This is a genomic window from Flavobacterium sp. GQ95 (assembly GCF_059758655.1).
In genome coordinates, this window is record NZ_JCAXEB010000006.1 from 322,163 (window position 1) to 339,445 (window position 17,283).

General features: G+C 33.4%; 13 protein-coding genes. 6 read left to right on the forward strand and 7 right to left on the reverse strand.

Annotated features, from left to right (window positions below; genetic code table 11):
* Positions 1-104: 104 nt before the first annotated feature.
* From lgt to AC6CH4_RS14065, 6 genes are all read right to left on the reverse strand, one after another.
* Positions 105-1,037, reverse strand: a complete 933-nt coding sequence (lgt, locus tag AC6CH4_RS14040) for a prolipoprotein diacylglyceryl transferase (protein WP_498103914.1) — start codon at positions 1,035-1,037, stop codon at positions 105-107.
* Between the two features lie 67 nt (positions 1,038-1,104).
* Positions 1,105-1,344, reverse strand: a complete 240-nt coding sequence (yidD, locus tag AC6CH4_RS14045; protein WP_056186540.1) for a membrane protein insertion efficiency factor YidD — start codon at positions 1,342-1,344, stop codon at positions 1,105-1,107.
* A 21-nt stretch (positions 1,345-1,365) separates the two neighbouring features.
* Positions 1,366-2,844 carry a cysteine--tRNA ligase gene (gene cysS, locus AC6CH4_RS14050; RefSeq protein WP_498103916.1) on the reverse strand — a complete coding sequence of 493 codons (1,479 nt, stop codon included), beginning with the start codon at positions 2,842-2,844 and terminating at the stop codon, positions 1,366-1,368.
* Positions 2,845-2,905: 61 nt separating this feature from the next.
* Complete coding sequence (gene folE, locus AC6CH4_RS14055; RefSeq protein WP_492965399.1) at positions 2,906-3,577, reverse strand: GTP cyclohydrolase I FolE; 672 nt, start codon at positions 3,575-3,577, stop codon at positions 2,906-2,908.
* 165 nt (positions 3,578-3,742) lie between these two features.
* Positions 3,743-4,501 carry a hypothetical protein gene (locus AC6CH4_RS14060; protein ID WP_498103918.1) on the reverse strand — a complete coding sequence of 253 codons (759 nt, stop codon included), beginning with the start codon at positions 4,499-4,501 and terminating at the stop codon, positions 3,743-3,745.
* A gap of 152 nt (positions 4,502-4,653) precedes the next feature.
* Positions 4,654-5,850, reverse strand: coding sequence for a pyridoxal phosphate-dependent aminotransferase (locus AC6CH4_RS14065; protein WP_498103920.1), 1,197 nt, complete (start codon positions 5,848-5,850; stop codon positions 4,654-4,656).
* 122 nt (positions 5,851-5,972) lie between these two features.
* On the opposite strand from AC6CH4_RS14065, the gene AC6CH4_RS14070 reads away from it, so the two are divergent.
* From AC6CH4_RS14070 to AC6CH4_RS14090, 5 genes are all read left to right on the forward strand, one after another.
* A complete protein-coding gene (locus AC6CH4_RS14070; protein WP_498103922.1) occupies positions 5,973-7,298 on the forward strand; it encodes a PDZ domain-containing protein in 1,326 nt (441 codons plus the stop codon).
* A gap of 160 nt (positions 7,299-7,458) precedes the next feature.
* Positions 7,459-10,083, forward strand: a complete 2,625-nt coding sequence (locus AC6CH4_RS14075; protein WP_498103924.1) for a gliding motility-associated C-terminal domain-containing protein — start codon at positions 7,459-7,461, stop codon at positions 10,081-10,083.
* Positions 10,084-10,115: 32 nt separating this feature from the next.
* The gene (locus AC6CH4_RS14080; protein WP_498103926.1) at positions 10,116-11,051 is read left to right on the forward strand and encodes a PorP/SprF family type IX secretion system membrane protein; all 936 of its coding nucleotides are present in this window, start codon (positions 10,116-10,118) and stop codon (positions 11,049-11,051) included.
* A 10-nt stretch (positions 11,052-11,061) separates the two neighbouring features.
* The gene (locus AC6CH4_RS14085) at positions 11,062-13,191 is read left to right on the forward strand and encodes an OmpA family protein (RefSeq protein WP_498103928.1); all 2,130 of its coding nucleotides are present in this window, start codon (positions 11,062-11,064) and stop codon (positions 13,189-13,191) included.
* 102 nt (positions 13,192-13,293) lie between these two features.
* Positions 13,294-13,782 carry a hypothetical protein gene (locus tag AC6CH4_RS14090; RefSeq protein ID WP_498103930.1) on the forward strand — a complete coding sequence of 163 codons (489 nt, stop codon included), beginning with the start codon at positions 13,294-13,296 and terminating at the stop codon, positions 13,780-13,782.
* A 72-nt stretch (positions 13,783-13,854) separates the two neighbouring features.
* Here AC6CH4_RS14090 and AC6CH4_RS14095 read toward each other — a convergent pair whose 3' ends face one another.
* Complete coding sequence (locus AC6CH4_RS14095) at positions 13,855-14,235, reverse strand: DUF1573 domain-containing protein (protein WP_498103932.1); 381 nt, start codon at positions 14,233-14,235, stop codon at positions 13,855-13,857.
* Between the two features lie 252 nt (positions 14,236-14,487).
* Between AC6CH4_RS14095 and AC6CH4_RS14100 the strand changes: the two genes are divergently transcribed.
* Positions 14,488-17,124 carry a valine--tRNA ligase gene (locus AC6CH4_RS14100; RefSeq protein ID WP_498103934.1) on the forward strand — a complete coding sequence of 879 codons (2,637 nt, stop codon included), beginning with the start codon at positions 14,488-14,490 and terminating at the stop codon, positions 17,122-17,124.
* The last annotated feature ends 159 nt before the right edge of the window (positions 17,125-17,283 follow it).

Consider the following 17,283-nt stretch of genomic DNA (forward strand, 5'->3'; position numbering starts at 1 on the left):
TAGGAATTATTAAGAATTGGAAACTAGTAAGCTATACGTTTAGTTTAATGCAAAAAAATGCCCGATTTAATAATCGGGCATTTTTATATATCGAAATGTAATTTTTAAGCTGTTGCTAAAGGGTTTCTTTGTGCTCTGATTATAAAGAAAAGACCGATAATGATAAAAGGTATACTTAGCCATTGTCCGGTTGAGAAATAGCCTAATTCTTCTTCAATTCCACCTTGGCTTTCTTTTACGAACTCGACAATGAAACGTACAACAAATAAAAGTACTAGAAATAATCCGAATAATAATCCTGATTTAAGTCTTGCGTTTGTTTTCCAGTATAAGAAGAATAAAATGGCAAATACAAAAATATAACAAAATCCTTCGTACAGTTGTGTTGGGTGCTTTGCAGGAACCTGGGCTAATAACTCGGCAAATTTTGGATTGTGTGCAATTGCATTATAAGCTTCTTTAGGATCTGCAATTTGAGTTGCGTTAACAGCTTCACCCTTGCTAAATTTGTCGTGTAAAAAACGAATTCCAAATGCAGAAGTGGTCTCGTGCCCAATAATTTCAGAGTTGAAGAAATTTCCTAGACGAACGAAGATTGCGCCGCTTGCTACTGGAATAACCACGCGGTCTAAAATCCATAATAAAGGGCGTTTTAAAATCTTTTTGCTGTAATAGTACATTGCAATAATAATTGCAATTGCTGCCCCATGGCTTGCTAAGCCTTGGAAACCTGTAAATTCAAATTTTGGTTCAAATCTAAAAGGTAAAAAGATTTCAAGTAAATGATTTCTAAAATACTCCCAATCATAAAAGAAAACATGTCCTAGACGTGCGCCTGCTAAAGTAGCTAAAACGGTCCAAACAAATAAAGAATCTAATTTATCAATTGATTCATTTTCGCGTTCGAAGATCTTTTTCATTAGGTACCATCCTAAACCAAAAGCAATTACAAACATTAGACTGTAATAGCGAATCATAAAAAATCCTAAATTGATTCCTTCTGAAGGGTTCCAAACGAGGTTTAAGGCGTGTGTCATATAGTATTGTATTTTTTTATTGGTTGTAAAAATAAATATTTAAAGCAGAGTAAGTCTTTATTAAAAGTTAATGTTTATGCGAACATTTCTTTTCAGGAACGGGATCGTAGCCTGTTCTTCCCCAGGGGTGGCAACTCAAAATACGTTTCATTCCTAAGTAACCGCCATAAAATAATCCATGTTTTTGCAATGCTTCAATCATGTAACTTGAACATGTTGGCTCGAAGCGGCATGACGCTGGTGTAAATGGCGAAATGGCATTTTGATAAAAGCGTACTAATAAAACAAATGGAGTAATTACTTTCATGATTTATTAGAAATGAATAGGTTATATTGAAAAGCTTGTGCCTTCTTTTCCGTCTTTCAATTGTATGCCTAAACCAATCAATTGATCACGAATTTGGTCAGAAAGTGCAAAGTTTTTATCAGCTCTTGCCTGATTTCTCATTGCAATAAGCATGTTTACAACACCTTCTAATTTATCATTATTACTGTCAGCAGCTTTGTCATCGCTTAAGCCTAAAACGTCAAAAACAAAAGCATTAATTGCAGTTGTAAATGTTTTTAAATCTTCGGCAGAAATGGTTTCTTTTCCTTCTTTCAATAAATTGATATAACGAACGGCTTCAAATAATTGCGCAATTAAAATTGGCGTATTGAAATCGTCGTTCATAGCGTCGTAACACAATTGTTTCCAAGATGAAACATTAATTGAACTTGTTGCGCTTGCCTTAATTCCTGATAAAGAGTCAACAGCTTCAATTAATCGTTTATATCCTTTTTCGGCAGCTACAATCGCATCATCAGAAAAATCTAAGATACTTCTGTAATGTGCCTGTAACATAAAAAATCGTGTTACAGATGCCGAGAAAGCTTTACTTAAAATGTTATTTTCTCCGCTTAAAATTTCACCTGGCAAAATATTATTCCCAGTCGATTTTGCCATTTTCTTTCCGTTTAATGTAAGCATATTGGCGTGCATCCAATAATTTACCGGAGACTGACCTGTACAAGCTTCATTTTGGGCGATTTCACATTCATGATGTGGAAATTTTAAATCCATTCCTCCACCGTGAATATCAAAGTGATTTCCAAGGTATTTAGTGCTCATAGCAGTACATTCAAGATGCCATCCCGGAAAACCATCGCTCCAGGGTGAAGGCCATCTCATGATATGTTCCGGTTCTGCTTTTTTCCAAAGGGCAAAATCCTGCGGATTTCTTTTGTCTGACTGACCATCAAGATCGCGGGTATTGGCTAACATATCTTCGATATTTCGGCCACTTAAAACTCCGTAATTGTTGGTTTCGTTATATTTTACAACATCAAAATAAACAGATCCGTTGGCTTCATAACCAATTCCGGTATCGATAATTTTTTTAATTATTTCGATTTGTTCAATAATATGACCAGTTGCTGTTGGCTCTATACTTGGCGGCAGAAAATTGAATGACTTTAAAATGTCATGAAAATCTACGGTATAGCGCTGTACAACTTCCATTGGTTCGAGTTGTTCTAAACGTGCTTTTTTGGCGATTTTATCTTCACCTTCATCAACATCGTCTACAATATGACCAACATCCGTAATATTACGTACATAACGAACTTTATAATCAAGATGTAAAAAATACCTGAATATAACGTCAAAAGACATAAAAGTTCTCACATTTCCTAAGTGTACATTGCTATAAACTGTAGGTCCGCAAACATACATTCCAACATTTCCTTCATGAATTGGGTTGAAATTTTCTTTTTCACCCGAAAGTGAATTGTATATTTTTAGATGTTGACTTGTATATAAAGGCATGTTTAGTTTATTATTTAATCGTTTAATTGTTGATTTGTTTAATCGTTGAAGTAATTAACGATTAAAATTGCGTGTCTAATTTGATATAATCCAAGAATTCTCTTTTTGTCTGAGGATCTTTGAATTTCCCACCAAATTCAGACGTTACGGTACTGCTTTCGATATCTTTAATTCCTCTTGAATTTACACAAAGGTGTTTAGCGTCTATAACGCAGGCAACATCTTCAGTACCTAAAGCTTTTTGTAATTCCTGAACAATTTGCATTGTCAGACGCTCCTGAACCTGAGGTCTTTTTGCATAATATTCTACAATACGGTTCATTTTAGATAAACCGATAACTCTTCCGCTGGAAATATAAGCTACATGGGCTCTGCCAATAATTGGTAGTAAGTGGTGTTCGCAGGTAGAATAAACAGTGATGTTTTTCTCTACTAACATTTCACCGTATTTGTAATTATTGTCAAAAGTAGAAGCTTTTGGTTGTTTTGAAGGGTTTAAGCCACCAAAAATCTCCTTTACAAACATTTTTGCTACTCTATTTGGAGTGCCTTTTATGCTGTCATCCGTCAAATCCATTCCAAGAGTTTGTAGAATGTTTTCGACATCTTTTTTTATTTTTTCTATTTTTTCATCATCTGTTAAGTCAAAAGCATCCTGTCTTACAGGGTTTTTCGCGTTGCTGCTAAAATGATTGTCTCCTATTTCGTCTAAAAAATCTTCGTTATTTGTCATTAAAAACTACTATTATAATGGGTATATCTTTTTAAGGCGGTAAAGATAATTAATAAAAAGGAAACCTTTTCTATCGTTTTTACTATTTAATTGATCCTTTTTGGATATAGTTTAAATTAGCGCTACTTATATATTTTTTAATCTAGTGTTTTCATTTATTTGTGCTTACTGATTAAAAAAATAGGAGTACGTATTTATAAAATCAATTGAAAAATCTGCAAATGCAAATCTTTCAGCATTATGTTTTTCTTCAGGAGAAAATTTTTTTACAGATTGGTATTTTGTTATTTCTTTTTCGGGTTTAGTAAATCCATAGTTATAAGCAGTTGCAAAAAATCGAATTTTGTCTTGTGTAGTTTTAAAATCGATATTTTGATATTTATATTCAGCAACATACCAGAATACTTTTAGATATCGAAGTTGCCACTGAAAATTTCCTAACCGGTTTATTCTCTCTTTTCTGGCTTCTGTTTCATTTTTCTTTTGAATAAGAATCCAATTATATAGCTTCAAACTTTCTGTATTGGCCACATAGTTTTCTAAATCCTCTAAAAAGGAAGGTTTCATCTGAAAATAACCAGTTGAAAAATCAGATGCAGTCTTTCCTTCATTCACATATAAAATTTTGTTTGATGATGTCTCCAGATAGTCAGAGTAAGAATTGTATCTTAGAATTTCCGGAAAAGCGATGGAAAGAATTTGTACTTTTTCGTTTTTATTGAGTTCTAAATCAATCTTCTTTTTTTGTTTTTTTAATAGTGAAAAAGCGCGGTTAATTTTTTTTCGATAATATTCTATACCCTCATTTTTAAAACTAAAAGCAGATTTAATTTTAAGGCAATTTTCTGCATCTAAACTATTTTTATTAATAGTAAATGATGCTGATGTTAGAAAGAGAAATGATATTATAATTAACTTTTTCATTCGCAAAAGCCTATGATTCAATAGCTAATTTACTAAGAACTAATTAGATCAAAACTTTTTTACAGATTTATTTTAGAAAAACACAGAGCAAAAAAAAATCTGTTTCAACAATTAAGTTAAAACAGATTTTGAAATAAATATTTTTGACTTTTTTATCTTTTATTATAAACTAAAAGTGCTTCTTTTAAAACGTTTACAGCTTTAATTAAATCTGCTTTGTTTAAAACATAAGCAATTCTTACCTGATTCAATCCCATTCCCGGAGTTGAGTAAAAACCGGCAGCCGGAGCAACCATTACAGTTTCGCCATTAAGATCGTAACTTTCTAAAAGCCATTGTGCAAAGTCTTCTGAATTGTCAATTGGTAATTGAGCAATACAATAAAATGCACCTTTTGGCTTTGTTACGATTACACCTTCAATTTTATTTAATTCAGTAATTAAAGTATCGCGACGGCTTTTATATTCTGATATTACTTCGTCAAAATAGCTTTGAGGTGTATCTATAGCAGCTTCACAAGCAATTTGTTCGATAGTTGGCGGACTCAAACGTGCCTGGGCAAATTTCATTACAGTAGCTAAAACGTCTTTATTTTTAGTAACCAAACAACCAATTCTAGCGCCACACATACTGTAACGTTTTGAAACAGAGTCAACCATGATTACATTCTGTTGTACATCTTCGAGATTCATTACAGAAAAATGAACGTCATCTCCATCGTATAAGAATTCACGATAAACTTCATCTGCAATTAAATACAAATCGTGTTTTTTGATTAAACCTGCTAATTGTTTAATTTCGGCTTCAGAGTATAAATAACCTGTTGGGTTTCCAGGATTACAGATTAAAATGGCTTTCGTTTTTGGTGTGATCAATTTTTCAACCATATCAATACTAGGCAAAGCAAATGCACTTTCTATAGTTGAAATTACAGGGACTACAGTTGCACTTGTTGATGATGCAAACGCATGATAATTAGCATAAAAAGGTTCAGGAATAATGATTTCATCTCCTGGGTCTGTAATTGTGGCCAGTGCAAATAATAAGGCTTCAGAACCACCAGTTGTAACAATGATATCTTCTGAGTTAACATTTACGTTTTGACGTTGGTAAAATTTTGCTAATTTTTTTCTATAACTTTCATATCCGGCAGACGGACTGTATTCTATAATAGTTAAATCAATATTTTTTACCGCCTCGATGGCCACTTCGGGTGTTTTGATATCCGGTTGACCAATATTTAAGTGATACACTTTATGTCCTTTTTGTTTTGCAATGTCTGCATAAGGAGCAAGTTTGCGTATCGGTGATTCGGGCATGTTTCTGCCTTTGTGTGAAATTGTTGGCATGAGCTTTATTATTGAAGTGCAAATTTGCATTTTTTTTTCCAATTTAACGTAAACATTATTGGGTGTTACGAAAATGTAACAATTATCAATATTTTTATTAATTTTATCCTAAAATATTATCAATGAAAAAATATTTTATGTTGTTTTTTGGGCTTTTCACACCTTTTTTACTTTTAGCTCAGGAAGATTTCTCGATTGAAGACCACAGAACCAAGGTAGTCATACCTTTTAAACTCATTAATAATCTTGTTTTTATTCCGATAAAAGTCAATGGAATCGAATTGAATTTCCTGTTAGATTCAGGAGTCGAGGAAACCATCTTGTTTAGTATGGAAGAGAAAAAGGAGGTTAGCTTTAAAAATGTAGAGAAGATAAAGTTAAGGGGATTAGGAAGTGAAGAAGAAATCGAGGGGCTAAAATCAACCAATAATACATTAGAAACACATGGGTTAAGATCTCATAATCATTTGTTGTATATTATTTTAGATCAAAATTTTAACTTGTCTTCTCATATCGGAATTCCTGTAAATGGTATTATTGGATATCAATTTTTTAAAAATAATTTAGTTGAAATTAATTATCAGAAGAAAAAAGTCATTATACACACCAACAACGAAAAAAATCAAAAGAGGATAGACAAAAAATTCAAGACAGTTCCTATAACTATCGAAAGGGCGAAGCCTTATATTCTTGCAAATGCTGTTGTTGATAGTGTTAACATTCCTGCTAAATTATTAATTGATATTGGTAATAGTGATGCTTTCTGGATTTTTGACAACAACAAAATTAAATTGCCTAAAAAGAATTTTCCTGATTTTTTAGGAAAAGGATTTAGTGGTGATGTAGAAGGTCATCGGGCTAAGATTAAGAAGTTTTCTGTTGATGAATTTGATTTTAAGAATCCAATAGTTGCTTTTCCTGATTCAACCTCTATTAGAAACGTCAGAATGGTTCCGGGACGCATTGGTTCAGTAGGTGGTGAAGTTTTAAAACGATTTACTGTTATTTTAGACTATGCGGATAAAAAGATGTTTCTTAAAAAAAATAGTAAGTTTTCAGAACCTTTTACCTATAATAAAAGTGGTATAACTGTACAACATAATGGCTTGCAATGGGTGCAGGAAACTGTTCATTTAGAAACCGTTCGAGTGGTTACTTCACCAAGTGAGGCTGGTTTTAATGATAGTAAGAATAATGATTTCAGATATAAGTTTTCATTAAAACCTGTTTATGAAATCGTAAATATCCGTAAACATTCTGCAGCAGAAAAATGCGGTTTAAAAGCTGGGGATATTATTGTCAGCATTAATCAGACTACACCATACAAATATTCATTACAGCAAATAAATATGTTATTAAAATCGGAAGAAGATGTGTGGATTACATTGGAGGTAGAACGTAATAGTTTAATTTTAAAATTCAGGTTTAAACTGGAAGATGAATTGTAAGAAATTACATTTGAAAAAAACGTGCTTTTTTATATTAAAATCGTGATTATCAATAATATTTTTATATTTTGGTTGAATTTTACTAAAATTTCGTTGTTTTAAAAAAATACTACCTCTCCAGCGTTAATATTTATTAAGTTTGCCAACAAATTAATAGTTTATGGTTGAAAAATACACTAATTTCTTACGAGTAATTTTGTTTTTCGTCTTTCTTTCGTTTTTTCCTTCGACAACTTTTGCACAATGTGCCGGTGATGATGGAGCAATTACAGTTTGTAACATTCCTGATCCTGCCAGCCAAACTGTAGATTTATTTGCGGCATTACAAGGTTTGCCTCTGACAGGAGGGGAATGGACTGATGATAACGGTTCAGGAGGGCTAAATGCAACTACCGGAATTTTAAATGCACATCTTATTCGTCGTAGTGGGACTTTTAATTATACTTACACTGTTGAAGGTTTTGGGCTTTGTCCGGATAATTCTGCCACGGTCAGAGTAACAATAGGAGGATACTCAGGAGTTTCATCTCCAAATGTTTCTGTTTGTAGTGCTATTGAGACTTTTAATCTTTTCTCAGCTTTTGATGGTGAATATTTAGCACCGCATTCTAACGGACAATGGCATAATGATACTACAAATCAAAATATTGGTCCCAATCTTCCTGTAAAAAATTTGCGTGGAACTTTTCAGTTTACTTATACGATGCCTGCTATTGGTACTTGTCCTGCCATGTCATCAACCGCAAAGGTTACTGTTTTCAGGGCACCTGAGTCAGGAACAGCTAATGGAGTATCATTATGTGGGAGCGATGGTTTAACGGCTTATACAGATTATGATTTGTTTAATTCACTTTCCGGAGAAGATGCAGGTGGCGTGTGGAGAGATAATAGCAATACCGGAGAATTAACCACTGTTGGAGATCATACTATTGATATACAAAAAATATTCAACAGATTGGGAGCAGGGGATTACTTTTTTACTTACAATGTGGCTTCAACAAACCCAATTTGTTCAAATGCATCGACCATGATTAGGATTAGGCTTGAGCGAAAACTTGATTTTACAGGTGCCAAAGTTACAGTTGATTCTGATATATGCGAAACAGAAATCCCAACCGCTACTTATTCTGTAACTATTACTAAAGGAGCTACAACTATTCCTAATGATAATTATTATGTCTCCTTTAATGTTTCCGGACCAAATGGCGGATCAGAAACGATAATGGCAAATTTTACGAATGGCGTACTTATTTTTCCAATAAATTCAGAATATTTTCAAAGGGTTGGAAATTTTACTGTAAGTATTAATGATATATATTCTGCAAATAGCGAAAGGGCTTGTAAAAATATCATCAACAATTTATCAGATGTACTAAGTATATATCCAATTCCCGATTTAACAGGCGCAAAAATTGCCCCTATAACAACTTGTCAAAATAGCAATACATTAGTTAATATTTCTGATGCAGCAAGAATTATAGATGGAGATTATGATATTGTATATAATATCTCAGGTGCTAATAATGCATCTTCCCAAATAGCAAGAGTTACATTTGCAGGTGGAAGTGCAAGTTTTACAATGCCTGGGATTTTGAATTCGCAAAGTGGTACAGGAGAAATTAAGATTACTAATATTACTCATGTAATTTCACAATGTACAAACAGTGCAGATTTAAAAGGTACAATTCTTATAAATCCACTTCCTAATGTACCCACTTTAAGAATCCAAATTAATGATTTTTGTTTTGGATCACCTGTTACAGCTTCAGTTTCAGGATTAGGAAGTTTAACGGATGTTACATTGTCTTATGTGCTAACAGGAAGTAATCTGGCAGCAGTACAGACAGTCACTTTAACTGCAACAAATGGTAGTGCAAGTTTTGTAGTTCCCGCGGGTTTACTTATAAACACAGGATCTACAACAATAAATGTAACAAATTTGACAAATAATTCCACGACATGTGGCATAAACGTAACAGGTGTAGCAGATCCTTTTTTATTAAATCCTATTCCAGTTGCACCAACGGCAGGGGATCTGTCTTTTTGCAAGTCTGATCGGGCTACAATTGCCAGTTTAGAACCAAAAGGAACACAATACAAATGGTATAATTCACCGACTTTAACAACTCCTCTTGCCAATACTTATCTTTTAAAAGAAGAAAATTATTATGTAACAGAAACAACTTTAAATTGTACGTCATCGGCAACGATGATTACCGTGACATTAAAAGATACTCCGGCTCCGGAACTAAATCCCGAGGGACAAAATTTCTGCGGATTGGATGCACCAACACTTGCAGATTTATCAAATAATACAAACGTACCTTCATCAGTTGTCTGGTACGATGCTCCGGAAAAAGGATATGTATTACCACCCACAACTGCCTTGGTTGATCAAAGAAAATATTACGCCTTTGATTTCTCAACAGAAGGTTGTCTATCCTATGATTATACCGAAGTTACCGTATCATTAACAGATTGCGATGTTGTACCACCAGATTTCTTTATTCCGGATGGATTTTCTCCTAATGGCGATGGTGTGAATGATGTATTTGTTATTACGAATATTGACTTTTTATTTCCGGATTACCAAATCGAAATTTTCAATAGATACGGGAACGGAATGTACAGGGGAGGAAAAGACAAACCGGGCTGGGACGGAATAAATTATGAAACACAGGGGCTTAACCACGGCACTGCACCAAATGGAGTTTATTTTTATGTTATCCATTTTAATAAAGGCAACACACCTCCTAAACAGGGACGCCTTTATTTAAATCGATAATTCCGTTTTACATTATTTAATATAATTTTCAAATGAAAAAAATAATACTCTTTATAAGTTTTCTCTTTTATATAACCACCGCCTCGGCGCAACAAGATCCAGAATACACCCATTATATGTATAATATGAGTGTAATTAATCCGGCATATGCTACCGGAACTCCTTTGATGATGAATTTCGGAGGCTTGTACAGAACACAATGGGTTGGCGCTATCGGAGCACCAAAAACGTTTACATTTTTCGGACATACTGCCTTAAGTGATAAAATCGAAGTGGGTTTATCTTTAGTATCTGATGATATTGGAGACGGAGCCAAAAAAGAAAATAATGTTTATGCTGATTTTGCTTATGTCCTTAATTTAGGTGGAAAAAATAAACTTTCGCTTGGTCTTAAAGCGGGATTCTCAGCCTTGCAAAGCAATTTTAATGGCTTTCTTTTACAAAGCGGAAATGCAGCTACTGATGCTGCTTTCGCAGAAGATATCAATGTAACCAAGCCAAATATTGGAATAGGGGCGTATTATTTTAGAGATAATTTTTATATAGGATTGTCTGCTCCAAATTTATTGAAGTCGAAACAAATCGAAGAAAAGTCAGGACTAAACGCTTATGGATCTGAAGAAATTCACACCTATTTAACTGGTGGGTATGTTTTTCAGTTAAACGATATGTGGAAAATCAAACCTGCATCAATGGCAAAATTTGTAAAAGGCGCACCAGTGGCTGTAGATATTACGGCAAATGTTTTGTATAATGAGAAGTTTGAACTAGGTGCAGCTTACAGGATAAATGATTCCTTCAGTGCTTTGGCAAATATTAATGTTACACCTTCTTTAAGAATTGGTTATGCATACGATTATACGCTTTCAAATCTGGGACAATTCAATTCGGGAACACATGAAATTATGTTGCTGTTTGATTTAGATTTATTAGGAAAAGGATATGATAAATCACCAAGATTCTTTTAAAATGAAAAATATGAAAAAACTACTTGTTATTATATTCGTATTTTCAATACAGTTTATAAACGCTCAGGATAAGGATTTGGCCAGAGCCAAAAGATTTTTTGATAAGACATTTTATAGCGAAGCCATTATTTTATATGAAAAATTAGCTGAAGAAAAACCTTCACAAGAGGTAATTAAAAACCTGGCAGATTCCTATTATTATACCAATGATTTAGTAAAAGCACAACGTTATTATAGACTTTTAATAAATAGTTATAACAAAGATTTAGATCGAAATTATTATTTCAGATATGCTCAAACGTTAAAAGCTACAAACAGTCCTGCGGATGCTAATGCGGCATTAAAGAAATATTATAGTACTGCAACAAATGGTAAAGATTCCATCTATTTTGAAAAAGAACTTCACGAATTAGAAAATGTTTCTGCAATTGGAAACCGGTTTGAGATTAAAAATCTCGCAATCAATACTCCAAATTCAGAGTTTGGGGCTGTAAAATATAAAGGGAATTTAGTTTTTGCCGGAGTAAAATTAAAACCGGGTTTGTTTGATAAAAAGTTTAAATGGGATAATGAGACTTATTTGAATATGGTTAGTATTCCATTGAATGAAATAAATGCTTCGGAAACCAATTTGACTTATTTTGCGCAGGAATTAAAAACCGGAATGCACGAAGCAAATGCCGTTTTTACTAAAGATAGTAAAACAATGTATTTTACTCGTAATAATTCTAAAAACGGAAGTAAAAAGAAAAATGACGAGAAAATTTCGAATCTTCAGATTTTTAAAGCTGAATTAATTGATGGAAAATGGACTAATATTACAGCACTTCCGTTCAACAGTCCGAATTATTCTGTAGAACATCCTGCTCTTAGCGCTGATGAAAAAGTATTGTATTTTGCTTCTGATATGCCTGGAAGTCTGGGTTCTTTTGATATTTATTCAGTAAATGTCAATAAGGGAGCATTTGATACACCAAAAAATCTAGGGCCACTTGTCAATACAGATAAAAGAGAACAATTTCCTTTTGTCTCAAATGATAACAAACTTTATTTTTCTTCTGATGGACATTTAGGTTACGGGTCTTTGGATGTTTTTGTTTCAGATATTAACGGAAATGAATATTCAGAACCTGTTAATATTGGTTTGCCATTAAACTCTAATTTGGATGATTTCTCTTTTAATATTGATTCAGATACCAAAGAAGGATATTTTGCATCCAACAGAGATGGCGGAAAAGGAAGTGATGATATTTATCAATTCAAGGAAATTAAAGATTTAATTGTTGAAGATTGCAAACAGTTTATTGCCGGAACAATTACAGATGTTGATACTAAATTAGTACTTGAAAATGCGACTGTAATGCTGCAGGATTCTGCTAAAAAGACTTTGAATACAATTACGACTTCTGCAGATGGGCAATTTAGTTTCACTGTTGCCTGTGAGAGCTCTTATACAATTGTTGCTTTTAAAGAAAAATACACCAACGAGTCAAGAACTTTGGAAATCGGGAAAACCAGAAATATAACGAACGATGGCTCATTGGCACTAAAATCTTTAAATGCCATTAAATTGGAAGAACAGAAAAATGCAGAGGATAAGAGAAAAGAGGAAATTCGTTTGGAAAAAGAGAAAAGAGATAAAGAAGCTCTGGCTCTTATCGCTTTAAATGAAGCAACAAAAAAGGCTAAAGCCGATGAAATTGCAGCAGGAGAAGTGAAGAAAAAAGAAAAAGAGGCTCAAATTATGGCACAGGAAAAAGATGTCGTAAAAGATAAGGACCGATTAATCATTAAAACGGATCCGATTTATTTCGATTATAATATGTGGTATATCCGTAAAGAATCGAAAGTTGTCTTAGGCAGGGTTGTGGCTTTAATGAATAAATATCCGGGAATGGTAATCGAAATTGGATCCCATACCGATTCACGTGGAAATGCTAAATTCAATGAAGAACTATCTCAAAAAAGAGCCAATTCGACCAGAGAATTTATTATTCAGTCTGGTATCAATGCAAGCAGAGTTTCATCTAAAGGTTATGGAGAATCTGTGCCAATTATCAAATGTAAAACAGATGAAGCGTGTTCAGAAGAAGATCATGAATTAAACCGAAGAAGTGAATTTGTAATTAAGAAGTTATAAAATTCATTTGATCAAAAAAAAACAATTTTAATTAAGAAGCCTTTTTTTTGGCTTCTTTTTTTTTTATTTTTATAGGATAAGAATGAACTTAAAAATTAAATTATGAAAAAAATAATCGCATTATGCCTGGTGATTACTTGTATTGGATTCCAAAGTTGTAAAAATGATGAAAAACAAAAAGAAATTGAAGCCGCTAAAGCTGAAGGCGAAAAAGTTGTAAGTTCTCAGTGTTATAAGGCGATATATGAAAAAGATACGATTGATTTAAAAGTAAACACATTAAAAAACGGAAAGATATCCGGAGATATGGTGATGAAAGTTGCTAATGCACCGGAACGAACTGGTGAAGTAGCAGGAGAATTTAAAGGGGATACCTTGTTTGTTGACTATACATTTACAGATACTAAAAATAAAAACACAAAATTCAAAAATCCGATGGCACTTTTAAAACGAGATAATCAACTTATCTTAGGAAACGGAACCATGCAGACGACAATGGGAGTTACTTATTTGGTAAAAGATAAACCAATAGATTTCGAAAATGTGAAATATAAATTCACAACTGTTGAGTGTACGAATAAATCAAAATAAGTAAAGAAAAAATACAATAAAAAAAGCCGTTTCATATGAAACGGCTTTACTATTTAGTTTAAATTGTTTTTTTTATAAAACTTCACCTTTAATTTTTAAGGCTACACGACCATCAGGATAATTCACTGCATTGGTTTCAACAGTGATGGTTTTACGAATAGGGCCAGCGGCCATATTATATTTCACATCAATTTTTCCTTTTTTTCCTGGTAAAATAGCAGTTGCTGGTTTTGTAACTACGATAGAACTTACTGTAGATTCTGCACCAGTAATTATCAATGGAGCATCTCCAGTGTTGGTGAATTCGAATGAACGAACTGCATTATCACTCTTAGAAATTTTTCCATAATCAATCGTATTGTCCTGAGCCGCAAATTCAATTTTCGGACCATTTTGTGCGTAACCCATTGCGCTAAACAATACGATTGCAATAAAAGAGGCAACATTTTTCATTTTGAAATTATTTTAAGTTGTAAGTAAATATACATTCTTTTAATTAACACACAAATTATTAATTCGCTTTTTATAGTGTCTTTAATTATTTACTTTTGCTGTCAATTATAATTACAAAAATTAAACCAAAGTTTTTCTGGTTTATTTGTTTAACTGTTTAATCGTTTAATTTATTCATTGATAACGATTAAGAAAAATGGTAAAACAGATTAACGATTAAACAAATTAACGATTAAACATATCCACGATAAAATGACAATTCCAGCACAATTTGACGCTAAAACGATCGAAAATAAATGGTATGATTACTGGATGAAAAATAACTATTTTCATTCGGAGCCAGATCATAGAACACCTTATACAATTGTAATTCCACCGCCAAACGTGACAGGGGTCCTTCACATGGGGCATATGCTGAACAATACAATTCAGGATGTTTTAATTCGTAGAGCACGTCTTAAAGGTTTCAACGCATGCTGGGTTCCGGGAACGGATCACGCATCAATCGCAACTGAGGCTAAAGTTGTAGCAAAATTAAAAGCGGAAGGAATCAATAAAAATGATTTAACTCGTGAAGAATTTTTGGCACACGCATGGGAATGGACAGATAAGTACGGTGGAGTTATACTTGATCAGCTTAAAAAATTAGGAGCTTCCTGCGACTGGGAAAGAACCAAATTTACTATGGATCCTGATATGTCGGCGTCTGTAATTAAATCGTTTGTTGATTTATATAACAAAGGTTTGATTTATAGAGGATACCGAATGGTAAACTGGGATCCTGAAGCTAAAACAACGCTTTCTGACGAAGAAGTTATTTACGAAGAACAACAAGGAAAATTATTTTTCTTAAAATATAAAATTGAAGATTCAGAAGATTTCTTAACGATTGCAACAACACGTCCGGAAACTATTTTTGGAGATACTGCCATTTGTATCAATCCAAATGATGAGCGTTTTACACATTTAAAAGGAAAGAAAGCAATCGTTCCAATTTGTGGAAGAGTAATTCCGATTATCGAAGATGAATATGTAGATGTAGAATTCGGAACCGGATGTTTGAAAGTGACTCCGGCGCACGATATGAATGATAAAACGCTGGGAGAGAAACACAATCTTGAAATCGTTGATATTTTTAATGAAGATGCAACACTAAATAGCTTCGGATTACATTATCAGGGAAAAGATCGTTTTGTGGTTCGTACTGAAATTGCAAAAGAATTAGAAGAAACTGGAGCTTTGGCGAAGACTGAAATCCACTTAAATAAAGTTGGAACATCCGAAAGAACTAAAGCGGTAATCGAACCAAGATTATCAGATCAGTGGTTTTTGAAAATGGAAGATTTAGTTAAACCGGCAATTCAATCTGTATTGGTTGACGGCGATATTAAATTGCATCCAAAACGTTTCGAAAATACGTATGCACACTGGTTGAATAATATTCGCGATTGGAATATCTCTCGCCAATTATGGTGGGGACAACAAATTCCGGCATATTATTATGGAGATGGAAAAGAAGATTTCGTAGTTGCAGAAAGCATCGAAGATGCACTAGTTTTAGCCAAAGAAAGAACGAATAACCCAGAACTTACAACTTCTAACCTGAAGCAAGATGTTGATGCCTTAGACACCTGGTTTTCATCCTGGCTATGGCCGATGTCGGTTTTTGGCGGAATAATGGATCCTGAAAGTGCTGATTATAAATATTATTATCCAACAAATGACTTGGTAACTGGTCCGGATATTTTATTTTTCTGGGTTGCCAGAATGATTATTGCTGGTTACGAATATGCTGGTGAAAAACCATTTACAAATGTATATTTGACTGGTTTAGTTCGTGATAAACAACGTCGTAAAATGTCTAAATCATTAGGAAATTCTCCTGATCCTTTAGATTTAATTGAGAAATTTGGTGCAGATGGTGTTCGTGTAGGATTGCTTTTAAGTGCTTCTGCAGGAAATGACATTATGTTTGATGAAGAATTATGTAATCAAGGAAAAGCGTTTTCAAACAAGATTTGGAATGCATTTAAATTGATTAAAGGATGGGAAGTTTCAGAAACTATTCCACAACCAGAATCATCAAAAGTAGCGATTGAATGGTACGAGGCGAAATTGCAACAAACTTTAGTTGATATTGAAGATAATTTTGAGAAATACAGAATTTCAGATTCATTAATGGCGATTTATAAATTGGTATGGGATGATTTCTGTTCTTGGTTTTTAGAGATGATCAAACCGGCATATCAACAACCAATTGATAAGGTAACGTTTGATAAAGCGATTGAAATGTTAGAAAGTAACCTGAAATTGTTGCATCCGTTTATGCCTTTCTTAACTGAGGAAATTTGGCATTTAATTGCTGACAGAACTCCGGAAGAGGCCTTAATTGTTTCAACCTGGCCAGAATTAAAACCATTCAATGCGAGTTTAATTGCTGATTTTGAAAGTACAATCGAAGTGATTTCAGGAATCAGAACGATCAGAAAAGATAAAAATATTCCTTTTAAGGATGCTATCGAATTGAAAGCAATCAACAGCGAGAATATCACAACTTATTTTGATTCAATCGTAACGAAATTAGGAAATATTTCAGCTTTCGAATATGTTTCGGCTAAAGTTGACGGCGCATTATCTTTCCGTGTAAAATCAAATGAATATTTCATTCCGATTTCAGGAGGAAATATTGATGTTGAAGCTGAAATTGCAAAACTAACTGCAGAGTTGGTTTATACGCAAGGTTTCTTGAAATCAGTTCAGGCAAAATTGTCTAACGAAAAATTTGTTGCCGGAGCACCAGAAAAAGTTTTGGTTAACGAAAGACAAAAAGAAGCGGATGCTTTGGCGAAGATTGCTACAATCGAGCAGAGTATTGCTGGTTTGAAATAAGATATTTTTATAATATAGAAAAGAAAGAGGCTGTCCAAAAGACAGTCTCTTTCTTTTTGGTTGTCATTTCGAGGAACGAGAAATCACATAACGTAACCATGCAGTGCGTCGCTCCCTGGATGTGATTTCTCGTTCCTCGAAATGACAAAAACTATGGCA

Coding starts and splice junctions, on each gene's coding strand:
- AC6CH4_RS14070 (WP_498103922.1), top strand. CDS start 5,973: ATGAAAAAATATTTTATGTTGTTTTTTGGGCTTTTCACACCTTTTTTA.
- AC6CH4_RS14065 (WP_498103920.1), bottom strand. CDS start 5,850: ATGCCAACAATTTCACACAAAGGCAGAAACATGCCCGAATCACCGATA.
- AC6CH4_RS14075 (WP_498103924.1), top strand. CDS start 7,459: ATGGTTGAAAAATACACTAATTTCTTACGAGTAATTTTGTTTTTCGTC.
- AC6CH4_RS14080 (WP_498103926.1), top strand. CDS start 10,116: ATGAAAAAAATAATACTCTTTATAAGTTTTCTCTTTTATATAACCACC.
- AC6CH4_RS14090 (WP_498103930.1), top strand. CDS start 13,294: ATGAAAAAAATAATCGCATTATGCCTGGTGATTACTTGTATTGGATTC.
- AC6CH4_RS14060 (WP_498103918.1), bottom strand. CDS start 4,501: ATGAAAAAGTTAATTATAATATCATTTCTCTTTCTAACATCAGCATCA.
- AC6CH4_RS14100 (WP_498103934.1), top strand. CDS start 14,488: ATGACAATTCCAGCACAATTTGACGCTAAAACGATCGAAAATAAATGG.
- AC6CH4_RS14095 (WP_498103932.1), bottom strand. CDS start 14,235: ATGAAAAATGTTGCCTCTTTTATTGCAATCGTATTGTTTAGCGCAATG.
- cysS (WP_498103916.1), bottom strand. CDS start 2,844: ATGCCTTTATATACAAGTCAACATCTAAAAATATACAATTCACTTTCG.
- folE (WP_492965399.1), bottom strand. CDS start 3,577: ATGACAAATAACGAAGATTTTTTAGACGAAATAGGAGACAATCATTTT.
- lgt (WP_498103914.1), bottom strand. CDS start 1,037: ATGACACACGCCTTAAACCTCGTTTGGAACCCTTCAGAAGGAATCAAT.
- AC6CH4_RS14085 (WP_498103928.1), top strand. CDS start 11,062: ATGAAAAAACTACTTGTTATTATATTCGTATTTTCAATACAGTTTATA.
- yidD (WP_056186540.1), bottom strand. CDS start 1,344: ATGAAAGTAATTACTCCATTTGTTTTATTAGTACGCTTTTATCAAAAT.